We start from the raw sequence: 19,544 nt of genomic DNA, 5'->3' as shown, positions 1-19,544 counted from the left end.
CACAACGCTCCAAGGCATCCAGATCTCCTGGTGCGGCAATCACCGGTGGCAAGCTCACAATCAGCTCAAAGCTGCCCACACTCGCGCAGCCCGTTATTGGATCAAACAGACGTACCCAGATCGTCTGTGGGTTGGTCGTGTTCACAAAGGCCGTTGGCGTTACAATAGGCATCACTCCTGCCAAGGCATCTGCCTCGCTTAAGTGGTAGCTCAGATCCAGCGTCGCTGGGTCTTGGGTGCCGTAGATCTCCGGATCCTTCGTCGTTAGATCAAACACTGCAATGCCGTCGTCGTCGTCATCACAGATCACAAAGTCTTCAATCTCCAGAGGAAGCTCTGGGGAGTTCAGTACGATCAGCTCCAACTCTACAATGGCAAAGCAGCCCGTTAGGGTGTTCTCTACTCTAGCGTATACGATCTGGCTGTAGGCCACTATGTTCGCATAAGGAGATACTAGTGGGAACAGATTACTTTGCGCGTCTGCCAGGGTCTCGTGGTAGCTCACCACGACATCCGGCTCGCCGTTAATGATCTCGATGTCTCTATCGGTCAGTATAAAACTGTCTACAAAACCGTCGTTGTCTGCATCACAGATCTCAATCGGGGTGGGATCTGGGGTTGGACTCGGTTGTGGGTTTACTCTTAAGTCTAAGGTCACCACATCACTCACAAAACAGCCCGTGTCTGGGTCTTCTACCCGTACAAAGATCGTTTGCGGGTTGCTCGTGTTGGTGTAAGGACTCGTCAGTGGGTTGTCTCCAGCATCGGCATCCGCAGCAGTCTCGTGGTAGGTCACAATTAGTGAAGTGTCACCGCCTGTGATCTCCGGGGTAGCCAGCTCCAAGTCAAACTCCTCAACCTCGTCGCCCGGATTGTTCACATCACACAGCTCTAACGGTGTTGGTGGGAAGACCTCCGGTGGGAAGTTGACTATCAACTCTAAGGTCGTGGTCGAAGTACACATATTGGTGTTGTCCGTCACCAAGACAAAGACCGTCTGTGGGTTGGTCAAGTTCGTATAGGCCGTAGCCGGAGCGATCAGCGAAGTGAAGGCCGCATCCTCATAATATTCTACCGTATAAGCCGCAGGATCCAAACCGTCCAAGATCTCTGGGTCTTTGACCGTCAAGTCAAATACCACAATGCCGTCGTCATTGTCGTCGCAGGCTAAAAGAGGTTCGGGGTCAGCGATCTGAGGAGTGTCTAATACAATCAGTTGAAGTTCAACGATGACAAAACAGTCGTCACCCGTGGTCACGGCATTAGCGACTCTTGCATAAACAGTCTGCGTTCCAAAAACGATATTGTTGTAAGGACTGGTCAAGGCCAGCACACCATTAGTGGCGTCTGCAAAGGTTTCGTGGTAAGTCACCACAACATCAGGATCGCCTCCAGTAATCTCTAGCGTAGCATCGTCCAAAGTAAACACACCAAAGCCATCATTATCTGGATCACAGTATTCCAAAGGCGTTGGAGTTGCCGCTGCAGGAGCATCAAGGACTTCAAGTTCTAAACTTGTGGTATCATAACAACCCGTAGTTACCGATTGCACACGAACAAAAATGGTCTGCGGATTAGTAACATTGGTGTATAAGGTCGGTAATGCTGGCGCACCGGCATCAGCATCCGCTAAAGTCAAATAGAAGCTAACAGAAAGATCTACTGCTCCTCCCGTGATCTCTGGGATCTTCACTGTAAGGTCAAATTCCGTGAACCCATCAGCAACACCATCGTCGCAAAGTATGTATGGAGTCGGATCAATAAATGCAGGAACAGGCTCTACAACCAAGTTAAACTCCCCTACGCTAATACAACCATCTGCACTTTCTAAACGCACGTAGATGGTCTGAGGATTGGTCAAGTTGTTGTAAGCTGTTGGCGTACCTATTGCCGCAGTACCGGCAGCTGCATCTGCTGCAGTCTCGTGATAAGTAAAGATCACTCCCGCTGGCGCTGGCGAAATAAGCGGCTCCATGGTGGTAAGATCAAAGAGCTCAACACCGTCATTTGAAGGGTCGTCACACAGCACATAATCGGGAATCGGGTCATTAACCACTGGGCCGTCTAATACATCAAGTACTAGTTCTACCGTAGCATAACAGCCAGAAGCAGATTCCTCCAAACGGGCATAGACCGTTTGCGGATCGGTAATATTGGTATAAGGACTCACAAGCGCATCTGCAGGATCACCCACATCTGCCAGTGCTAAAGTTTCATAATATCGAACTACTAAACCTGTGCCGCCATCAATGATCTGAGCGTCGGCATCGGTCAAGGTAAATTCAGCAAAACCATCAAAAGGGAAGTCACAAACCTCTAAAGGATCTGGCGTTCCAGGAACAGGAGTCGTTCCAATTACAATGACAATCTCATCACTAGCGTCACAAGAACCATCGGAAACAATAACGCGGTACGTACCAGAAACGGTCGCAGTATAGGTTGAAGCAGTTTCTGCCGGCAATAGAATTCCGTCTTGGAACCACTCATAGCTCACCCCAGGCACACCTGGATCAGCATCTAAAACAATCGGTCCTCCATCACAAACGCTAGTATCTGGACCTAGGTCAACGGTAAAAGGAGTATCCACTGTCACCACTACATCATCCTCTAAAACAACCACCTCTCCATTACAAGTATTGGTGTAAGTCACACGAGCTGTATAGGTCGTTGTTACGGTCGGAGAAACAGTTAAGGTTGGTGAGAAGCCAACTACAGCTCCGGTGTCATCAACCCATTCAAAAACGTAAGAGGGCGCTCCGTCTGGAGCAAAACGCCAAGCTTCATTCGTTGTAGTCCAAGGAGAGTCTGAGGTATTACGCCCGGGTGGTACATAGGCCAAGTCCCCATCGTTATTTTGAATCCCAAGGGCGGCATTTCCGCTATTCCAAGTTGGACATGAAGGTTTGTCTTGAATGTAAATATCTATGATGTTTGAGAACTCATAGATCACAATCATATGGGTAGCGTTCAGATCTGTACAAGAGAACATAGCTACCTCGTAGAATGAAACTACCAAGGCTCTATTTGGGAAAGTACCCAAAACCTCATAACCAATTTCATTGGCTGGATTTACACCTGGGAAGATGTCGTGCACAGGAGAGAAAATATTGGCCTCTCCCAGGGTTTCATTGGTGTTATTTGGAAGGTCTTCGGAAAAAGCCCAGCCATTACCAGCATCTCCCGGATCTACGTCAAAGCGCAGAACCCCGTTAGAGCCTACCTGAAACTCTTGCTCTAAGTTTCCGAAGAAGCAGAATTCAAAAGGCAGCGTATCTACCCCTGACCAAGTGTCATCCGAAGTAATATCAATAGAGTTGGCCAATCCGTCAAACGGGAAAGGCGGACTGTAAACAATCGGCGAAACGGTATAATCGGTACTGAAGGTTTCAAAGATTTCTTGGAAATCTGCAACTAGCGTAACACTCCCGCCAGAACCACAATCAAGGGTGACATCTGGCCCCGCATCTACAAAAAGGTTACCCGGGTCTGCTCCACCGAAACCGATAAGGGCAGTTACATTGATATTGTTGTTATTGGTACAGCCTGTGGCGTCAGTGACCGTAAGGGTGACGGGATAAGCTCCTGAGGCTGCATAAGCGTGATTCACAGTTGTCCCGAAGGCCGTTGTGCCGTCTCCGAAATCCCACTCATAAGTAGCTCCAGTACCGTCCATAGAAAAGGTTGCGCTTCCGTTAAAGGTGATATTTTCTCCTACGGCAGCATTGATGGTTCCATCTGCTGCAGCTGGAGGTGTAGAACTGTCAAATACCGCGTTGATCACTTGACAGCAACTGATGTCTGCCACCCAACCTGGTGAGTTGATCACAAAATCCGAGTTCCACTCCAAGGTGAGACATCCCGAGGCTCCCGTGGCAGCAATAAAGCCTGGACCTGCCGTGCCTGAGAAATCCCCAAGGATGGGAGAAGCCGTATCGGGTCCGTCGTAAATGGTGAGTACGTCGACTCCAACTTGAGTGCTGAAAAAGGTAAAATCGAGCTCAATTCCAATGCCCGGAGTATCCGAACAAAGCGTCATGACTATGGTTTCGTCATTGCCATAGGGAGCTGCCGGTCCTCCTGTATCATAAAGAGTTCCTGTACATAGGAAGAAGGTACCGTCCTGAATGTTTATATCCTGCGCCTGAACTGCCGTCCAGCCAATAAGCGCAAGAAGTAGTAAGGTAATTTTTTTCATAATTTTAATTTCTCCTTTCGGAAGATGATCACCGCAGACCTACGCCTGAGGCTCTCATATCATAGCTAGTTGATGTTGTGTTTAGCGATCTGCCGCACTGGTTTGCGGTGCGATCACTATGAGATAATTGGTTCCGTCTACATGAATTACCTGAGTTTCTTTTTCATAAAACCCAAGGTGATACTTAAATGGATTGAATGTAGCTGGATCAAAGCCTGCGTCTCGCATAAGTGCCTTGTTGTAATGATTGAACAAGGGAATATCAGACAGGCGTTTAAAGTTGGCATTAGCCAATTTGTCCTTGTCTGAAGTGATAAAAGAAATACGATTTTCAAAGCACTCTTTCATGAATGCATATCGGCGGCTTTCCGGGCGAATGGTCTTTTGACCTTCACCAGTATAAACCTGTTGAACAAAACGGTCAAAATTTCCCGGATTTGGTTTGGTGGTCTGCGCAAATACCAGTGGTGCGCATAACAAGGCGAACACTAAGCTCACCCAACAAATTTTTCTAATTTTCATTGCAGGGAATATATTGCGGGAAAATTAAGAAAATTTTATGACTTTGTTACCTTAAGAAAGCCGCTTAAGCCACAATTTTAAGAGAAGTTTCCCTCTAAAAACAGGGGTTTAAGTATCTTTGCTCCTTGAAACAAATGTTTGCAATGGATTTAGAAAAACATCTAAAACAAATCGAGGAGCTTGGCAACAATCATGTCAGCTCTTCAACGGACACACCAATGCGCCCGGATGCCTTTGATATGAGCGATCAGGAGAAGATCGAAATTATTCAAGAGCATTTTAAAATAATTATGGACACCTTAGGGCTAGACTTAAAGGACGATAGTCTTAAAGGAACTCCTTTACGCGTGGCTAAAATGTACGTGAACGAGATTTTTGGCGGACTGCATCCAGACCGAAAGCCATCTGCTTCAACATTTGACAACAAATACAAATACGGTGAAATGCTGGTAGAAAAGAACATTGTGGTCTACTCTACCTGTGAACATCACTTTCTACCTATAATTGGACGTGCACACGTGGCCTATTTCTCTGATGGAAAGGTTGTCGGCTTGTCAAAAATGAACCGCATTGTAGACTATTATGCCAAACGTCCGCAAGTTCAAGAACGCCTCACCATGCAGATCGTTAAAGAGATGCAAGAGGTTATGGGTGTTGAAGATGTGGCCTGTGTGATCGATGCCAAGCACTTATGTGTGAACTCCAGAGGAATCCGAGATATCGAATCCAGTACGGTAACCAGTGAGTTCGGCGGAAAATTTAAAGATCCGGCGGTTCGCAGAGAATTCCTCGATTATATTAATTTAGATACTGAATTTTAATAGTTCCTTTTAACGGAACGACTTTAACTACCTGGCCATTCCATGATCCAGCAAGAACTACGCATTTACAATTCCATTAGCAAAGAAAAGGAAGTCTTTAACCCCATAACACCCGGTGCTGTTGGGATGTATGTCTGCGGACCTACTGTTTACAGCAACGTACACATGGGGAATTGTCGTACGTTTTTGTCTTTTGACATGGTGTTTCGCTATTTGCGTCACTTGGGTTATAAAGTGCGTTATGTGCGCAATATTACCGATGCCGGTCACTTGGAGAATGATGCGGATAGCGGAGAAGATCGGATTGCAAAAAAAGCGCGAATTGAGCAGCTAGAGCCTATGGAGATCGTACAACGTTATACTGTTGATTTCCATCAGATCATGGCCAAATTCAACGCTTTACCACCGAGCATAGAACCCACTGCCACAGGACATATCATTGAGCAGCAACGCATTGTTCAAGAGATCTTAGACAAAGGCTATGCTTATGAGAAAAATGGCTCGGTCTACTTTGATGTGATGAAGTTCAACGAGGACCAAGAGTACGGAAAGCTCAGTGGTCGTAAGTTGGAAGACATGATTGCCAATACGCGTGAATTGGCCGCTCAGAGTGAAAAGAAAAATCCGCAGGACTTTGCCCTTTGGAAAAAAGCAGAACCCGAACACATCATGCGCTGGCCTTCTCCTTGGAGTGATGGATTCCCGGGCTGGCATTTGGAATGTACAGCCATGAGCACTAAATATTTGGGTGATAAATTTGATATTCACGGCGGAGGAATGGATTTAAAGTTCCCGCACCACGAATGTGAGATCGCGCAGGCTGAAGCCTCTAGCGGAATCAGTCCTGTAAATTATTGGATGCACGCCAATATGTTGACGCTCAACGGAAAGAAGATGGCTAAATCCACAGGAAATAATATACTGCCGGAAGAGCTCTTTTCTGGAAACAACAATATCTTAAGTAAAGCCTTTGCGCCTACCGTGGCCAAATTCTTTATGTACCAAGCGCATTACAGAAGTATCTTGGATTTCTCAAACGATGCCTTGATCGCCTCAGAAAAAGGATATTTGCGCCTCATGGAAGCTTACGGAATGATTGATAGCCTGAAGCCGGGAAGCACTTCTGATTTTGATGTGGCCGCTTGGCGCCAGTCTTGTTACGATGCAATGAATGACGACTTTAACAGTCCGATCTTGATCGCGCATCTTTTTGACGCTACCAAAATAGTCCATGCTGTGGCAGAAGGCAATCAAAGCATGACCGCTGATGATATTGCTACCTTAAAGCAGACCATGCACGACTTCATGTTTGATGTTCTTGGTTTGGAAGCTGTTGGTAATGCTGGTGATGATTCTGACACTTTAGACAAGACGGTTGGACTTTTGATAGAACTCAGAAATCAAGCGCGTGCCAACAAAGACTTTGCAACCAGTGATTCCATTAGAGATCAATTGGCAGAAGCTGGCGTTCAGCTCAAGGACAGCAAAGACGGCACTACCTATACTTTAAAGTAAGGATTAGTGGAGCTGCTCAAGCAAATACTGATCGCTCCTTTTTTACTGCTGATCAAATTGTATCAATGGGTCATTTCTCCGTTGACACCTGCAACCTGTCGGTTTGAGCCTACCTGCTCCCACTACGCAGTGGACGCTTTAAAAACTCACGGTTTATTCAAAGGAAGTTGGTTGGCCGCCAAACGCATTGGCCGCTGCCATCCTTGGGGCGGATCTGGCTATGACCCGGTCCCTCCCAAATCAGGAGCTGTAAAAACCAGCTCAGAAAGTCAAGAAAATTAAGAAGCCCTTAAGGATAGAGCCGCTTAGCTTTGTTATCTTTAAGGCGAAATAGACTACCACCATGCATTATTTAGGTTTTACCTGGAACCCACTAGAAGGGTTTGAAATCGGTTCATTCACACTGAGATTCTACAGTTTATCATACGTTTTAGCCTTTGTTGTGGGCTGGTATTTGATGAAGAAGATCTTCCTGAATGAAAAGGAAAATATTGAAAAGCTAGACAGTCTATTCATTTATATGGTTCTGGCCATTCTCTTTGGAGCGCGTTTGGGCCATGTGATCTTTTACCAACCAGAACTTTTTAGTCAAGACTTCTTTTCTGTGTTCTTACCTATAAGAACCACTCCAGAATTTGAATTTACAGGCTTTAAAGGTCTTGCCAGTCATGGGGCCACCATTGGTGTGGTGATCGCACTCATCCTCTACAACAAAAGAAAGCTTCAAAAGAACGTGCTTTGGATCTTTGATCGTATTACGGTTCCTGCTGCCATTGGGGCGGCCTTTGTGCGTTTGGGGAATTTTATGAATTCAGAGATCGTAGGGAAAATTAGCGGAGATTATGCCTTTGGAGTAAAATTGGTCCGCAATGACCTCAACCCAGGTGAAGTGATGTCCATCACTGGAAAGAAAGATGTAAGTGAGGCCTACAGCGCTATTGTAAACGATCCACAATTTGCGGAGGTTTTGGCGGCTGTACCTTATAGACACCCTACACAAGTTTATGAAGCCCTGGGTTATGTACTCACCTTCATTATTATGTTAGCTGTTTATTGGAAGACCGATAAGAAATGGCGTCTGGGTTATATGTTCGGACTATTCTTTGCGCTGCTGTGGTCTGTTCGCTTCTTTGTGGAGTTTTTAAAGGAATCTCAAGGAGATGAATATCTCAGTACGTTTGGACTCAACACCGGACAGCTATTGAGCATTCCGTTTGTGATCTTTGGATTGTACTTGATGTTCCGCAAACCTACTTTCTACACGCCTAAATCAGCTTAAAATGCGACGTATAATTTATTGTGGATTTACCCTTGCCCTACTTTTGGGTAGTTGTAAGGATGCTTCGGATTCGAACAAGTCCGTCACCGCAACAGAGATCTCCTTTACCAAAGAAGGAAGCCTTACCATAGTGAAACCAGACAGCGTTGGCAGCATACAAATAGACATAGAGGTTGCCGACAACGATTACGAACGCCAAACCGGTTTAATGTATCGCAACAGCATGGAAGAAAAACAGGGCATGCTATTTATTATGGATCAAGAGCGCCAACAAGCCTTCTATATGAAGAACACCCGCTTCCCTTTAGACATCATCTATGTTGGGAGCGATCAAAAAGTAGTGAGCATTCAAAAGAATGCGCAACCACTAAATACAAGCTCGCTGCCCTCCGGAGCGCCCGCCAAATATGTTTTGGAACTCAACGGAGGCCTGACCGATAAATGGAATATTAAGCCAGGAGATTCTCTCAGCTGGCAAATTCAATAAAACATAACGCATAAAAAAAAGCCACTCATTCGAGTGGCTTTTTTAATTTAAATAAGCGGGAATTAAGCAGCTTGATTTTCTGCTTCTTCCTCTTTTTTAGCATTCTTATCCGTAAGGTCGATTCCGCGTTTTTTCACGGTATCAAACATTACTGGAGTTGCAATGAACATCGATGAATACGTACCTACTACCACACCTACGATCAAGGCGAAGATCAATCCGCGGATCGATTCAGCTCCTAAGAAGAAGATCGAAAGAAGTACGATCAAGGTAGTTAAAGAGGTATTCAACGTACGACTCAAGGTACTGTTCAAGGCTCCGTTGATGATACGGTCCATCTTCCAAGTAGAGTGCTCGTTAAAGTATTCACGAATACGGTCAAACACAACCACGGTATCGTTGAGCGAGTAACCGATCACCGTCAGGATCGCTGCAATGAACGATTGGTCAATCTCCATATTGAAAGGCATGATCTTATAAGTGAGTGAGAATACTCCAAGTACAATAAGTACATCGTGGAATACCGCTACTACTGCGCCCAAAGAGAACTGCCATCTTCTAAATCGCAAGAGGATATAAAGGAATACTACGATCAGTGATCCGAGTACCGCCAAGAAGGATCCTTGTTGGATATCATCGGCAATGGTTGGACTCACTTTGTTGGATTCCATCACACCCACTTGCTTATCTACTTTACCGCTACTGCTAGAGAAATCAGCAAAGCTTAGATCTGCAGGAAGGTTTGGCTTTAATCCGTTATAAAGCAATTCTTCAATCTCACGGTCAACTTCCAGGCCTGTTTCTTCTACCTTGAACTTGGTAGTAATTTTAAGCTGGTTGTCGCTACCGTAGGTTTTAGCTTCCGCAGAACCGTATACGTCAATAAGGTCTTTAGAAATTTCTTCTACGTTCACATCCTTGTCAAAACGCACGATGTAGGTACGTCCTCCCACAAAGTCAACCCCCATATTCAAAGAGTTGGTGAAAAGAGATCCTAAACTTACCGCGATCAAAATACCAGAGATGATATAAGCGATCTTGCGCTTTCCGAGGAAGTCAATATTTACATTCTTGAATAGGTTCTTGGTTGCAGGAGTTGAGAAGTTCAAGCTCTTTCCGTTCTTAGTGTACCAGTCAATCAACAAACGAGTGATGAAGATCGCAGTAAACAAAGAAGTCAAAATACCGATCAATAAGGTAGTGGCAAAACCTTTAATTGGTCCTGTTCCAAATACCAAGAGGATAATACCGGTTAGACCGGTAGTAATGTTCGCATCCAAGATGGAAGACAAGGCGTTGTTGAAACCGTCTTTAATGGCCAATTTCTGAGCCTTACCTTTTTGCAATTCTTCACGGATACGCTCAAAGATAAGTACGTTCGCATCCACAGAAATACCAATAGTAAGTACAATACCTGCAATACCAGGAAGGGTCAATACCGCTCCAGGAATACCTGCCAAACATCCAAAGATGAACAAGATGTTCGCAATCAAAGCAACGTCGGCAAAAAGTCCAGCAAAGCCGTAGTAGAATACCATCCAGATCAAAACAAATAGCAAGGCGATTCCAAAGGAGATCATACCACTACTAATCGCTTCTTTACCAAGAGTTGGTCCTACAACTGCTCCTTGAATCATTTCTGCACGTGCCGGAAGTTTACCAGCTCTCAATACGTTGGCAAGATCTTCTCCTTCTACAACGGTGAAGTCTCCAGTGATCTGTGTTCTACCTCCTGAGATGGCTCCGTTGCTTACTGTTGGGGCAGAGTATACAACATCATCAAGAACAACAGCGATCTGGCTTTGATTCTTGTAAGCCTCACCGGTCATTTTCTCCCAGGTCTGAGCTCCAACACCGTTCATCTGCATATCAACAGCAACCTTGTTGTACTGGTCATAAGTTTGAGCAGCATCAACGATCACACCTCCACTAAGTGGTGCTTTCCCGTCTGATCCACGCTTAAGCGCGTAAAGAGAAACAAGTTCTTCTCCAGTAGTAGGATCTGCGCTTGGGTTCCCCCAAACAAACTTTGTGTAACGAATGCTCTGTGGCATTCTGGCTTGAACTTGAGGGTGGTTCAAAATAGCGTTCACCGCTTCAACGTTCTCGGGCTTAACGCGCATCAGTGTTGCACCACCAGTGAATCCAAAGTTTTCAATAAGGTCATTTAATGGTGTCGTAGAAACAGAAGCAGTTTCTGTTCCGTCTACGTTGTCTCCTCCTAAAAGGTTAGATACATCCTCGTCAAGACCTGTAGTGTCTTGCGCAGTTTCTGTAGTCTCTGCAGCTTTTTTGTTGATGTTCGCCATCACAGCATTAGCATCGTTCAAATAAGCAGCAACGTTCTCGTATTTGTAAAGATCCCAGAACTCCAAAAGGGCGGTACTGGTCAAAAGCTCTTTAGTACGCTCAATGTCTTTGGCTCCTGGCAATTCTACCAAGATACGTGCAGACTGTCCAATACGCTGAATGTTTGGTTGCGTTACCCCAAACTTATCGATACGCTTTCTGAGTACTTCAAAAGCAGAAACGATAGACTCATCGATCTTTTGACGCAAGATAGGCTTCACCTCATCGTTGGTCATGTCTAGGTCGATAAGATCATCTAAAGTACGGTTAGCAAAGATCTTTGGACTTGCCAATTGGTTGTCTCCTGGAATCGCTTCAAAAGCCTCAAAGAAAGACTCCAAATAGGTGTCTTGGCTCTGTGCCTGTAGTGCGTCAGCATCGTTCAATGCCTTAACGAAAGCAGGGTGCTCAGAATTGTCTGCTAATCCTTTTAGGATGTCGCGAACAGAAATCTGAAGCGTTACGTTGATCCCCCCTTGAAGGTCAAGACCACGCTTTAATTCTTTTTCTTTAGCCGATTTGTAATCGATCCCGAATAGTACAGGTATATCGGCAACAGAATCCAAGTATTTCGTCTCCAAAGCTTCACGCCCTTCTGGGTCAGTGTCTGGCAACAAGGATTGTGCATAGGTTTTAGCGTCACCTTCAACCTTACCGGAAATGAAAGTGTAGGAAAGTTGGTAGATACTTACCAACCCGAACAGTATAGCGAATACCGTTATAAGTCCTTTGTTTTGCATGATTATTTTTTTTGAGTCGGATTTTAAACGCGCAAATATAAAGCTTAGCGCCTAAGCCGACAATGAATATGATATATACTTTAATAATAAGGATCGAGGTAGGATTCCTCGACAAAAACGAAGTCTGGAAACTGGATCAACGCTCCATTGAGTCAATCTCAAATGTTCCCTAAACCAAAGGTCCCGCACGCACCTCTGGAAGTAAATATGCGTAACGTGATTTTAATTGGTCATTAGCAAAAGTGATCTGAGCTTTAGCCGTACTAGGCAAAACGGCCAGATCAAAATCAGCAGCAAAAAAGAAACCAGCGCTGCTCGGAACCGTTAAATGCTCTTTAACTTGAACCTCAACGACAGGAGCGCCTTCAATGTCAAGGTCTGTTCCGCTTTCTTGAAGCTCATAAACGTCCAATTGATAGGCCGTCAGTTCGTCCTGATCTGGTGTCTGTGGCGTTTCTAAAGGCTGATGCGAAGCTAGACCTGCATCGGTCAACAGTTGCTGAATCTGGGTAACACTCAGCTTGCTGGAATAAGTGATCTTGAGCTGACCCGCCTCTAATTCTATAATCTGAATATCGGTGGCTCCTGCTCCCAGAAGCTGTGTTTTAACTTCTGATATGGCGAGCTGCGCATTGTCTTGATTGAATCCCTGCTCGGTAAACTGCAGCGCGATCTCTTGCTTAGAAAGCAAGTTACGATCCATTTGCACCCCTAGAGAAACTAGCAGTACAAACAGCGCTCCGTATAACCATTTGGAATTCATGCGCCAAATATAAAGGATTCTATGGGTTTTTAAAAGCGAGTAGTCGATTGAAAATCAAAGCGATTCTCAGCCGGTTTAAACCATAAAAAAAGCCACCCGAAGGCGGCTTTGAATATTTATGTCGATAAGCGATTACAGCTCAAGCAAACCATTGGTTTTCTGTACTCCGGCAGCACTTTCTTGCAAGTGTGCTTTCTCCGCATCAGACAAGTCGATCTCAACGATCTTCTCAATACCGTTTCTGCCCAATACTACAGGCACCCCGATACAAAGGTCGTTCAATCCAAATTCTCCTTCTAGCAAAGCAGAACAAGGGAAGATCTTCTTTTGATCACAAGCAATTGCTTGTACCAAAGCGCTTACTGCAGCACCTGGCGCGTACCATGCAGAAGTACCCAAAAGTTTGGTCAAAGTAGCTCCACCAACCTTAGTGTCTTCTTTAACTTGGTTCAAACGCTCGTCTGAGATGAACTCACTTACTGGAACAGAGTTACGAGTGGCCAAACGCGTAAGTGGCACCATGCCTTTATCACTGTGTCCTCCGATCACCATACCGTCTACGTCGCTAATTGGTGCTCCAAGAGCCTCAGCCAAACGGTACTTGAAACGGGCGCTGTCTAGTGCTCCTCCCATTCCGATGATGCGGTGCTTAGGCAATCCAGTTGTTTTGTGCGTCAAGTAGGTCATGGTATCCATTGGGTTACTCACCACGATCATGATCGCATTTGGAGATTGCTCAATAAGTGCTGCAGATACTGACTTTACGATCCCAGCGTTGATTCCGATCAATTCCTCACGAGTCATTCCTGGCTTACGAGGAATTCCTGAGGTGATCACTACGATATCACTGTTAGCCGTTTTGGAATAGTCATTAGTGGTTCCAACAATGCGCGTATCAAATCCGTTCAAAGAAGCCGTTTGCATCAAGTCCATGGCCTTTCCTTCTGCATATCCTTCTTTGATGTCTAACAGAACAACTTCTGATGCAAAATCCTTAATGGCGATGTACTCTGCGCAACTTGCTCCAACAGCTCCGGCGCCTACAACAGTAACTTTCATAGTATATGTGTTTTATTTGGTGTTAAATTTTGTGCAAAATTACGAAATAAAGCAGTTTGTAGCAGCACCTAAACCTAATATTAAAGCAAAACCCTGTTGGCAATCTGTCAACGGTATAAAAGGGCGACAAAGCGCAATTGGTGTTAATCATAAAAAAACACCGCACTAGGCGGTGTTCTTTTCTTTTATGAGAAGCCTTTCAATTAGGCATCGATATTTGCATATACTGCATTTTTCTCAATAAACTCACGACGTGGTGGCACCTCATCCCCCATCAGCATAGAGAAGATTCTATCGGCCTCTGTTCCGTTGTCTATAGTTACTTGGCGCAGGGTTCTGAACTCCGGATTCATAGTTGTATCCCAAAGCTGCTCTGCGTTCATCTCTCCAAGACCCTTATAGCGTTGGATGGTTGCTGAACCGCCAAAGCTCTCCACAATACCGTCGCGCTCTTTATCATCCCAAGCATAGGATTTCTTGGCGCCTTTTTTCACCAAATATAATGGTGGTGTGGCGATGTAGACGTGTCCAGCCTCAATCAGATCGCGCATATAGCGGAAGAAGAAGGTCAAGATCAGCGTAGCAATGTGACTACCATCGACATCCGCATCACACATGATCACGATCTTGTGATAACGCAGTTTTTCTAAGTTCAAAGCTTTACTGTCCTCCTCGGTCCCAATGGTTACCCCAAGAGCAGTAAAGATGTTGCGGATCTCCTCGTTTTCAAAAACCTTGTGTTGCATGGCTTTCTCCACGTTCAAGATCTTACCACGAAGCGGCAAAATAGCTTGGAAGTTACGGTCACGACCTTGCTTGGCCGTTCCACCCGCCGAATCTCCCTCCACGAGGAATACTTCGCATTTTTCTGGATCCTGCTCAGAGCAATCCGAGAGCTTTCCTGGCAGTCCTCCACCGCTCATCACGGTCTTACGCTGTACCATTTCGCGAGCTTTACGTGCCGCGTGACGCGCCTGAGCCGCTAGGATCACCTTCTGAACGATGGTCTTAGCATCTTGAGGGTTCTCTTCCAAATAGTTCTCTAACATCTCAGAAACCGCCTGAGAAACCGCAGAGGTCACCTCACGGTTACCCAATTTTGTTTTGGTCTGTCCTTCAAACTGAGGCTCTGATACCTTTACAGAAACGATAGCTGTCAATCCTTCACGGAAGTCATCTCCAGAGATATCAAACTTCAATTTGTCTAGCATCCCAGAAGCATCGGCATACTTCTTAAGCGTAGTAGTAAGCCCACGTCTAAATCCGGAAAGGTGTGTACCCCCTTCATGGGTGTTAATGTTGTTTACGTAAGAGTGTAGATTCTCGCTATAGGAAGTGTTGTAGATCATGGCCACCTCAACTGGCGTTCCGTTCTTCTCTCCTTCCATGGAGATCACGTCTGCAATGATTGGCTCACGCGTATCGTCTAGATACTTGATAAACTCTTTAAGCCCTTCTGTACTGTGGAAGGTCTCACTGATCTCGTTACCCTCCTCATCTTTGTGACGACGATCGGTAATGGTGATGGTGATTCCTTTGTTCAAGAAGGCCAACTCACGCAAACGGCTTGCGAGAGTGTCATAATTGTATTCCAAGACCTGAGTAAAGATGATTGGGTCTGGCTTAAAGGTTACAGTAGTTCCGCGCTGATCTGTAGTTCCTGTGGATTTTACCGGATACAAGGTCTTTCCACGCTCATATTCCTGCTCCCACACTTTCCCTTCACGGAAAACGGTTGCTTTTAAGTGTTCTGAAAGTGCGTTAACACAACTCACCCCAACCCCGTGGAGACCACCAGATACTTTGTAAGAGTCTTTGTCAAACTTACCTCCGGCACCGATCTTGGTCATTACCACTTCTAGGGCAGAAACACCTTCTTTTTTATGTATATCGACCGGGATTCCCCGACCGTTATCTTGTACTGTAATGGAGTTATCCTCATTGATCCAAACTCCGATGGTATCACAATGGCCTGCTAAAGCTTCATCGATCGAGTTATCCACCACCTCGTATACCAAATGATGCAGTCCGCGAACGCCCACATCTCCAATGTACATGGAGGGTCTTTTTCGAACGTGCTCCATGCCTTCAAGGGCCTGGATACTGTCTGCACCATACCCTTTTTTATTTTGCTCGTCACTCATAAAAGTTAGCTGATTTTTTGTGTGATTTTATAAGACTAACAAATATAACGAAAACCGCTGTAAAATCTAGTATTTCGAGCGATTTAAACCCCTTAAGTTATTAACACAAAATTGTGAAAAAAAGACCCTCTTTCAGGTAGGGTAAATCCGTGTTTGAGCGTTGAATAAATCCTAAAGAATCTTAAAATGTTAAAAAGGCCGGTAAGTTTTGAATATTTTTGTGACTAACACTTTGTTAAACAATCCAAAACATTAACATAAAACCAAAAATCATGAAACTAAAATCTATCCTTAAAGGCCTTGCTTTTAGCCTTTTATTTGTTGCCGCAGGTAATCTCAATGCACAGGACTTTAAAGGTCTGGACAAGTCTCCTATGGACGTAGCCTCTTACCCAGACAACTACCGCGACGCTAACAAACTAGTTAAAGTACAATACAGCCGTCCACAACTCAAAGGACGCAGTCTAGCTAAATTGGCTCCAAACGGAGAAGTTTGGCGTACAGGAGCTAACGAATGCGCAGAGATCACCTTTTACGTAGACATGACGCTAAACGGGAAAAAGATCCCTGCAGGAACTTACTCTTTGTTCACTATTCCAGGAGACAACGAATGGACCGTGATCATCAATAGCGACCTCAACGCCTGGGGAGCTTATTTCTACAAGCAAGAGAAAGATGTAGCACGCGCGAAGGCAGCTGCTACTATGGCTTCAGACAGTCTTGAGGAATTCAGCATGCTATTTACAGAAGGTGATGGCGGTGTGGATTTACACATGGGCTGGGACAAAGTACGCGTGACTGTTCCTTTCAAGAAGGCATAACTCACCCATCCATAAAAACAAAAACACCGCTTTATGCGGTGTTTTTTTATGCTGTTTACGGAATGTTTAAATACTTGTGGGTCTGCAGGGAAACCTTCCATTTAGGATTGGCCATCACATAATCTACAATGAGCGGCATGACCTTGTCACGTACACTCCATTCAGGCTGCATGTATAAGATACACTGCTCTCCTACTTGAGCGGCTTGCTCTTCTGCAAATTGAAGATCGTGCTTGTTGTAGATAATGACCTTGAGCTCATCGGCTTCATTGTAAATAGGCTTAAGAGGTAGTTTTATTTTCTTCGGAGACAAACAGATCCAATCCCATTGACCCGTCAATTCATAAGCTCCTGAAGTTTCAATATGCACCTTAGCGCCTCGCTCTTTTAAAGCTGATGTGAGCGGTTCCATGTTCCAAGTGAGCGGTTCACCACCTGTTACAACAACCGTGTCGCTGTGTTTTAGCGCTTCTGAGACGATTTCTTCTGTTGGGGTAGGCGGATGTAGCTCCGCGTTCCAACTCTCCTTTACATCGCACCAATGACAGCCAACATCACAGCCTCCAATGCGCACAAAATAGGCAGCCGTCCCCTTGTGAAAGCCCTCCCCTTGAATGGTGTAAAAGGCTTCCATGAGCGGCAACTGCATGCCTAAGTCTACTTCTTTTTTTACTTGTGGATCCACAGGCGGCAAAGATATACATTGCCCGGCAACTGACCTTATTTATTCGCTTTTAACTGCAACCACCTCGATCTCAATTTTAGCTCCTGCGGCCAAGGCTTCTGCAGCAAAGGTGGTTCGAGCCGGTTTTTGAGGCAGATAGCTCGTATAGATCGCATTAAAAGCCGCGAAGTCTTCAATGTCATCTAAAACAACCAAAGCTTTGACCACGTTGCTCATGTCCATCCCGTGATGATTTAATACCGCTTTAATATTCTCTAAGGTCTGACGCGTCTCTGCTTCAATTCCCCCTTCCACTAACTTGCCTTTAGCATGGTCCCTCCCTATTTGCCCAGAAAGGTAAAAGGTATTCCCTACTTGTACGGCATCGCTAAACGGCGTGTTTTGTCGGCTCGCTAAATGTGAAGCGTGGTACTCGGGAGTATTGGACACAGCAGTCTCTGGAGTGCTTGGCGCGTCTGGCGTGGGGTTTTCTTCTGAGGTCATTCGGCAACTAAATAGAATTAAACTCGTTAATAGTAATGCCGTTATTGGGTATGATTTCATGTTCGAATGGCTGTTGTAAAGTATTAAGGTAGCAATAATTTCAGTAGCTAAAGGACAATTCCTATTTTTACCACAAAATCCATCAGTATGAGTCAGACTCAGGAATTCTTTGATCATATTAACGACGGCTACAAGTGCAAAGGAGATTTCATCACCCTTGGTGCTGGGATGCTCAATGACGAAACAGTAACCAATGCACTGATTAAAATTCCGCTCAAAACCATGAACCGTCATGGTTTGATTGCAGGAGCTACAGGAACAGGAAAAACCAAGACCCTGCAAATTGTGGCAGAAAACTTATCTGCTCACGGCGTACCTGTACTGTTGATGGACATGAAGGGTGACCTTTCTGGGATTGCACAACCGAGTCCCGGACATCCCAAAATTGACGAGCGCCACGAAAAAATCGGTTTTCCATTTGAAGCCAAAAAGTTTCCTGTGGAGATCCTTTCGCTTTCTGAGCAAGATGGTGTTCGCTTAAGAGCAACCGTGAGTGAATTTGGACCGGTACTCCTATCGCGAATCCTAAACGTATCAGAAACACAGGCCGGGATCATCTCGATCATCTTTAAATATTGCGACGACAACAAATTACCGCTCTTGGATCTGAAGGATTTCAAAAAGATCTTACAGTATTCTACCAATGAGGGTAAAAAGGAATTCGCCGATGAATACGGACGTATTTCTCCAGCATCTACGGGAGCTATCCTAAGACGTGTAGTGGAATTGGAACAACAAGGCGGAGATCTGTTCTTTGGTGAAAAGTCTTTTGATACAGACGATCTCTTGCGTGTGGATGAAAACGGAATGGGTTATATCAATGTGGTTCGCTTGACCGATATCCAAGACCGCCCAAAATTGTTCTCCACCTTTATGCTTTCGCTCTTGGCTGAGATCTACTCCACTTTCCCGGAACAAGGAGACAGCGGCCGCCCGGAATTGGTGATCTTCATTGATGAGGCGCACCTGATCTTTAAAGAAGCCAGTGATGCGCTTTTGGATCAGATTGAATCCATTGTAAAGCTGATCCGTTCTAAAGGCGTGGGATTGTATTTTGTGACGCAAAATCCAACCGACGTACCAGAAGCTGTACTGAGCCAATTGGGACTTAAGATCCAACACGCCTTGCGCGCTTTTACCGCTAAGGATCGCAAAGCCATCAAATTGACCGCAGAGAACTATCCGCTCTCTGACTATTACAAAACAGACGAGGTTTTAACTTCCCTAGGAATTGGAGAAGCTTTGGTGACCGCCTTGAATGAGAAAGGTATTCCAACGCCACTGGCGGCAACAATGCTAAGAGCGCCTATGAGTCGTATGGATGTTTTGGAGGACGATGAGTTAAAGGAGCTGATCGACAACTCCAAACTCATTAAAAAATACAACGAGGAGATCGACCGCGAAAGCGCTTACGAGATGCTCAACGAAAAAATTGAAGTGGCTGAACGCGAAGAAACTCGCGCCAAAGCCGAAAAGGAGAAAAAAGAAACCAGCAGATCCAGCAGCCGCAGAAGCTCCAGTAGCCGACGCTCAAGCAGACAGAATCCGGTGGTAAAAGTATTGACCAGTCCTACGGTGATCCGTTCGGTATTGGGAATTTTAGGAAAATTAATCAAGTAAT

At 45.2% G+C, this 19,544-nt stretch carries 15 protein-coding genes; 7 read left to right on the top strand and 8 right to left on the bottom strand.

The window, feature by feature from the left end:
• Together POW22_RS06625 and POW22_RS06620 are read right to left on the bottom strand one after the other, a co-directional pair.
• Window positions 1–4,195: PKD domain-containing protein (locus POW22_RS06625; protein ID WP_272831831.1), on the bottom strand; the 4,195-nt coding region annotated here is incomplete at its 3' end.
• An 81-nt stretch (window positions 4,196–4,276) separates the two neighbouring features.
• On the bottom strand, window positions 4,277–4,717 hold the full coding sequence (locus tag POW22_RS06620) for a hypothetical protein (RefSeq protein WP_272831830.1): 441 nt from the start codon (window positions 4,715–4,717) through the stop codon (window positions 4,277–4,279).
• Window positions 4,718–4,860: 143 nt separating this feature from the next.
• On the opposite strand from POW22_RS06620, the gene folE reads away from it, so the two are divergent.
• The 5 genes from folE to POW22_RS06595 all read left to right on the top strand — a co-directional run bounded on the left by folE (window position 4,861) and on the right by POW22_RS06595 (window position 8,819).
• Complete coding sequence (gene folE / locus POW22_RS06615; RefSeq protein ID WP_272831829.1) at window positions 4,861–5,538, top strand: GTP cyclohydrolase I FolE; 678 nt, start codon at window positions 4,861–4,863, stop codon at window positions 5,536–5,538.
• A 42-nt stretch (window positions 5,539–5,580) separates the two neighbouring features.
• Window positions 5,581–7,053, top strand: coding sequence for a cysteine--tRNA ligase (gene cysS / locus POW22_RS06610; protein WP_272831828.1), 1,473 nt, complete (start codon window positions 5,581–5,583; stop codon window positions 7,051–7,053).
• A 12-nt stretch (window positions 7,054–7,065) separates the two neighbouring features.
• A complete protein-coding gene (gene yidD, locus POW22_RS06605) occupies window positions 7,066–7,335 on the top strand; it encodes a membrane protein insertion efficiency factor YidD (RefSeq protein ID WP_272831850.1) in 270 nt (89 codons plus the stop codon).
• A 61-nt stretch (window positions 7,336–7,396) separates the two neighbouring features.
• Window positions 7,397–8,332, top strand: a complete 936-nt coding sequence (gene lgt, locus POW22_RS06600) for a prolipoprotein diacylglyceryl transferase (RefSeq protein ID WP_272831827.1) — start codon at window positions 7,397–7,399, stop codon at window positions 8,330–8,332.
• 1 nt (window position 8,333) lies between these two features.
• Window positions 8,334–8,819, top strand: coding sequence for a DUF192 domain-containing protein (locus POW22_RS06595; protein ID WP_272831826.1), 486 nt, complete (start codon window positions 8,334–8,336; stop codon window positions 8,817–8,819).
• A gap of 62 nt (window positions 8,820–8,881) precedes the next feature.
• Here the strand turns inward: POW22_RS06595 and secDF are convergent, their stop codons facing one another.
• The 4 genes from secDF to gyrB form a co-directional block, all read right to left on the bottom strand.
• On the bottom strand, window positions 8,882–11,908 hold the full coding sequence (secDF, locus tag POW22_RS06590; RefSeq protein ID WP_272831825.1) for a protein translocase subunit SecDF: 3,027 nt from the start codon (window positions 11,906–11,908) through the stop codon (window positions 8,882–8,884).
• A 169-nt stretch (window positions 11,909–12,077) separates the two neighbouring features.
• Window positions 12,078–12,671 carry a hypothetical protein gene (locus tag POW22_RS06585; RefSeq protein WP_272831824.1) on the bottom strand — a complete coding sequence of 198 codons (594 nt, stop codon included), beginning with the start codon at window positions 12,669–12,671 and terminating at the stop codon, window positions 12,078–12,080.
• Window positions 12,672–12,803: 132 nt separating this feature from the next.
• Window positions 12,804–13,730, bottom strand: coding sequence for a malate dehydrogenase (gene mdh / locus POW22_RS06580; protein ID WP_272831823.1), 927 nt, complete (start codon window positions 13,728–13,730; stop codon window positions 12,804–12,806).
• Window positions 13,731–13,933: 203 nt separating this feature from the next.
• Entirely contained in the window at window positions 13,934–15,874 is a 1,941-nt protein-coding gene (gene gyrB, locus POW22_RS06575; RefSeq protein ID WP_272831822.1) for a DNA topoisomerase (ATP-hydrolyzing) subunit B, read from the bottom strand.
• Between the two features lie 272 nt (window positions 15,875–16,146).
• Between gyrB and POW22_RS06570 the strand changes: the two genes are divergently transcribed.
• Window positions 16,147–16,695, top strand: a complete 549-nt coding sequence (locus POW22_RS06570; protein ID WP_272831821.1) for a DUF2911 domain-containing protein — start codon at window positions 16,147–16,149, stop codon at window positions 16,693–16,695.
• Window positions 16,696–16,750: 55 nt separating this feature from the next.
• Here POW22_RS06570 and POW22_RS06565 read toward each other — a convergent pair whose 3' ends face one another.
• Both POW22_RS06565 and POW22_RS06560 read right to left on the bottom strand, forming a co-directional pair.
• A complete protein-coding gene (locus POW22_RS06565; protein ID WP_272831849.1) occupies window positions 16,751–17,344 on the bottom strand; it encodes a 7-carboxy-7-deazaguanine synthase QueE in 594 nt (197 codons plus the stop codon).
• 75 nt (window positions 17,345–17,419) lie between these two features.
• Complete coding sequence (locus POW22_RS06560; RefSeq protein ID WP_272831820.1) at window positions 17,420–17,863, bottom strand: RidA family protein; 444 nt, start codon at window positions 17,861–17,863, stop codon at window positions 17,420–17,422.
• Between the two features lie 147 nt (window positions 17,864–18,010).
• On the opposite strand from POW22_RS06560, the gene POW22_RS06555 reads away from it, so the two are divergent.
• Complete coding sequence (locus POW22_RS06555; RefSeq protein WP_272831819.1) at window positions 18,011–19,543, top strand: helicase HerA-like domain-containing protein; 1,533 nt, start codon at window positions 18,011–18,013, stop codon at window positions 19,541–19,543.
• The last annotated feature ends 1 nt before the right edge of the window (window position 19,544 follow it).

The organism is Gilvibacter sediminis, assembly GCF_028561565.1.
Taxonomy (GTDB): domain Bacteria; phylum Bacteroidota; class Bacteroidia; order Flavobacteriales; family Flavobacteriaceae; genus Gilvibacter; species Gilvibacter sediminis.
Note: the sequence above shows the minus strand (reverse complement) of the source record. Positions and strands in the feature narration are given on the sequence as shown.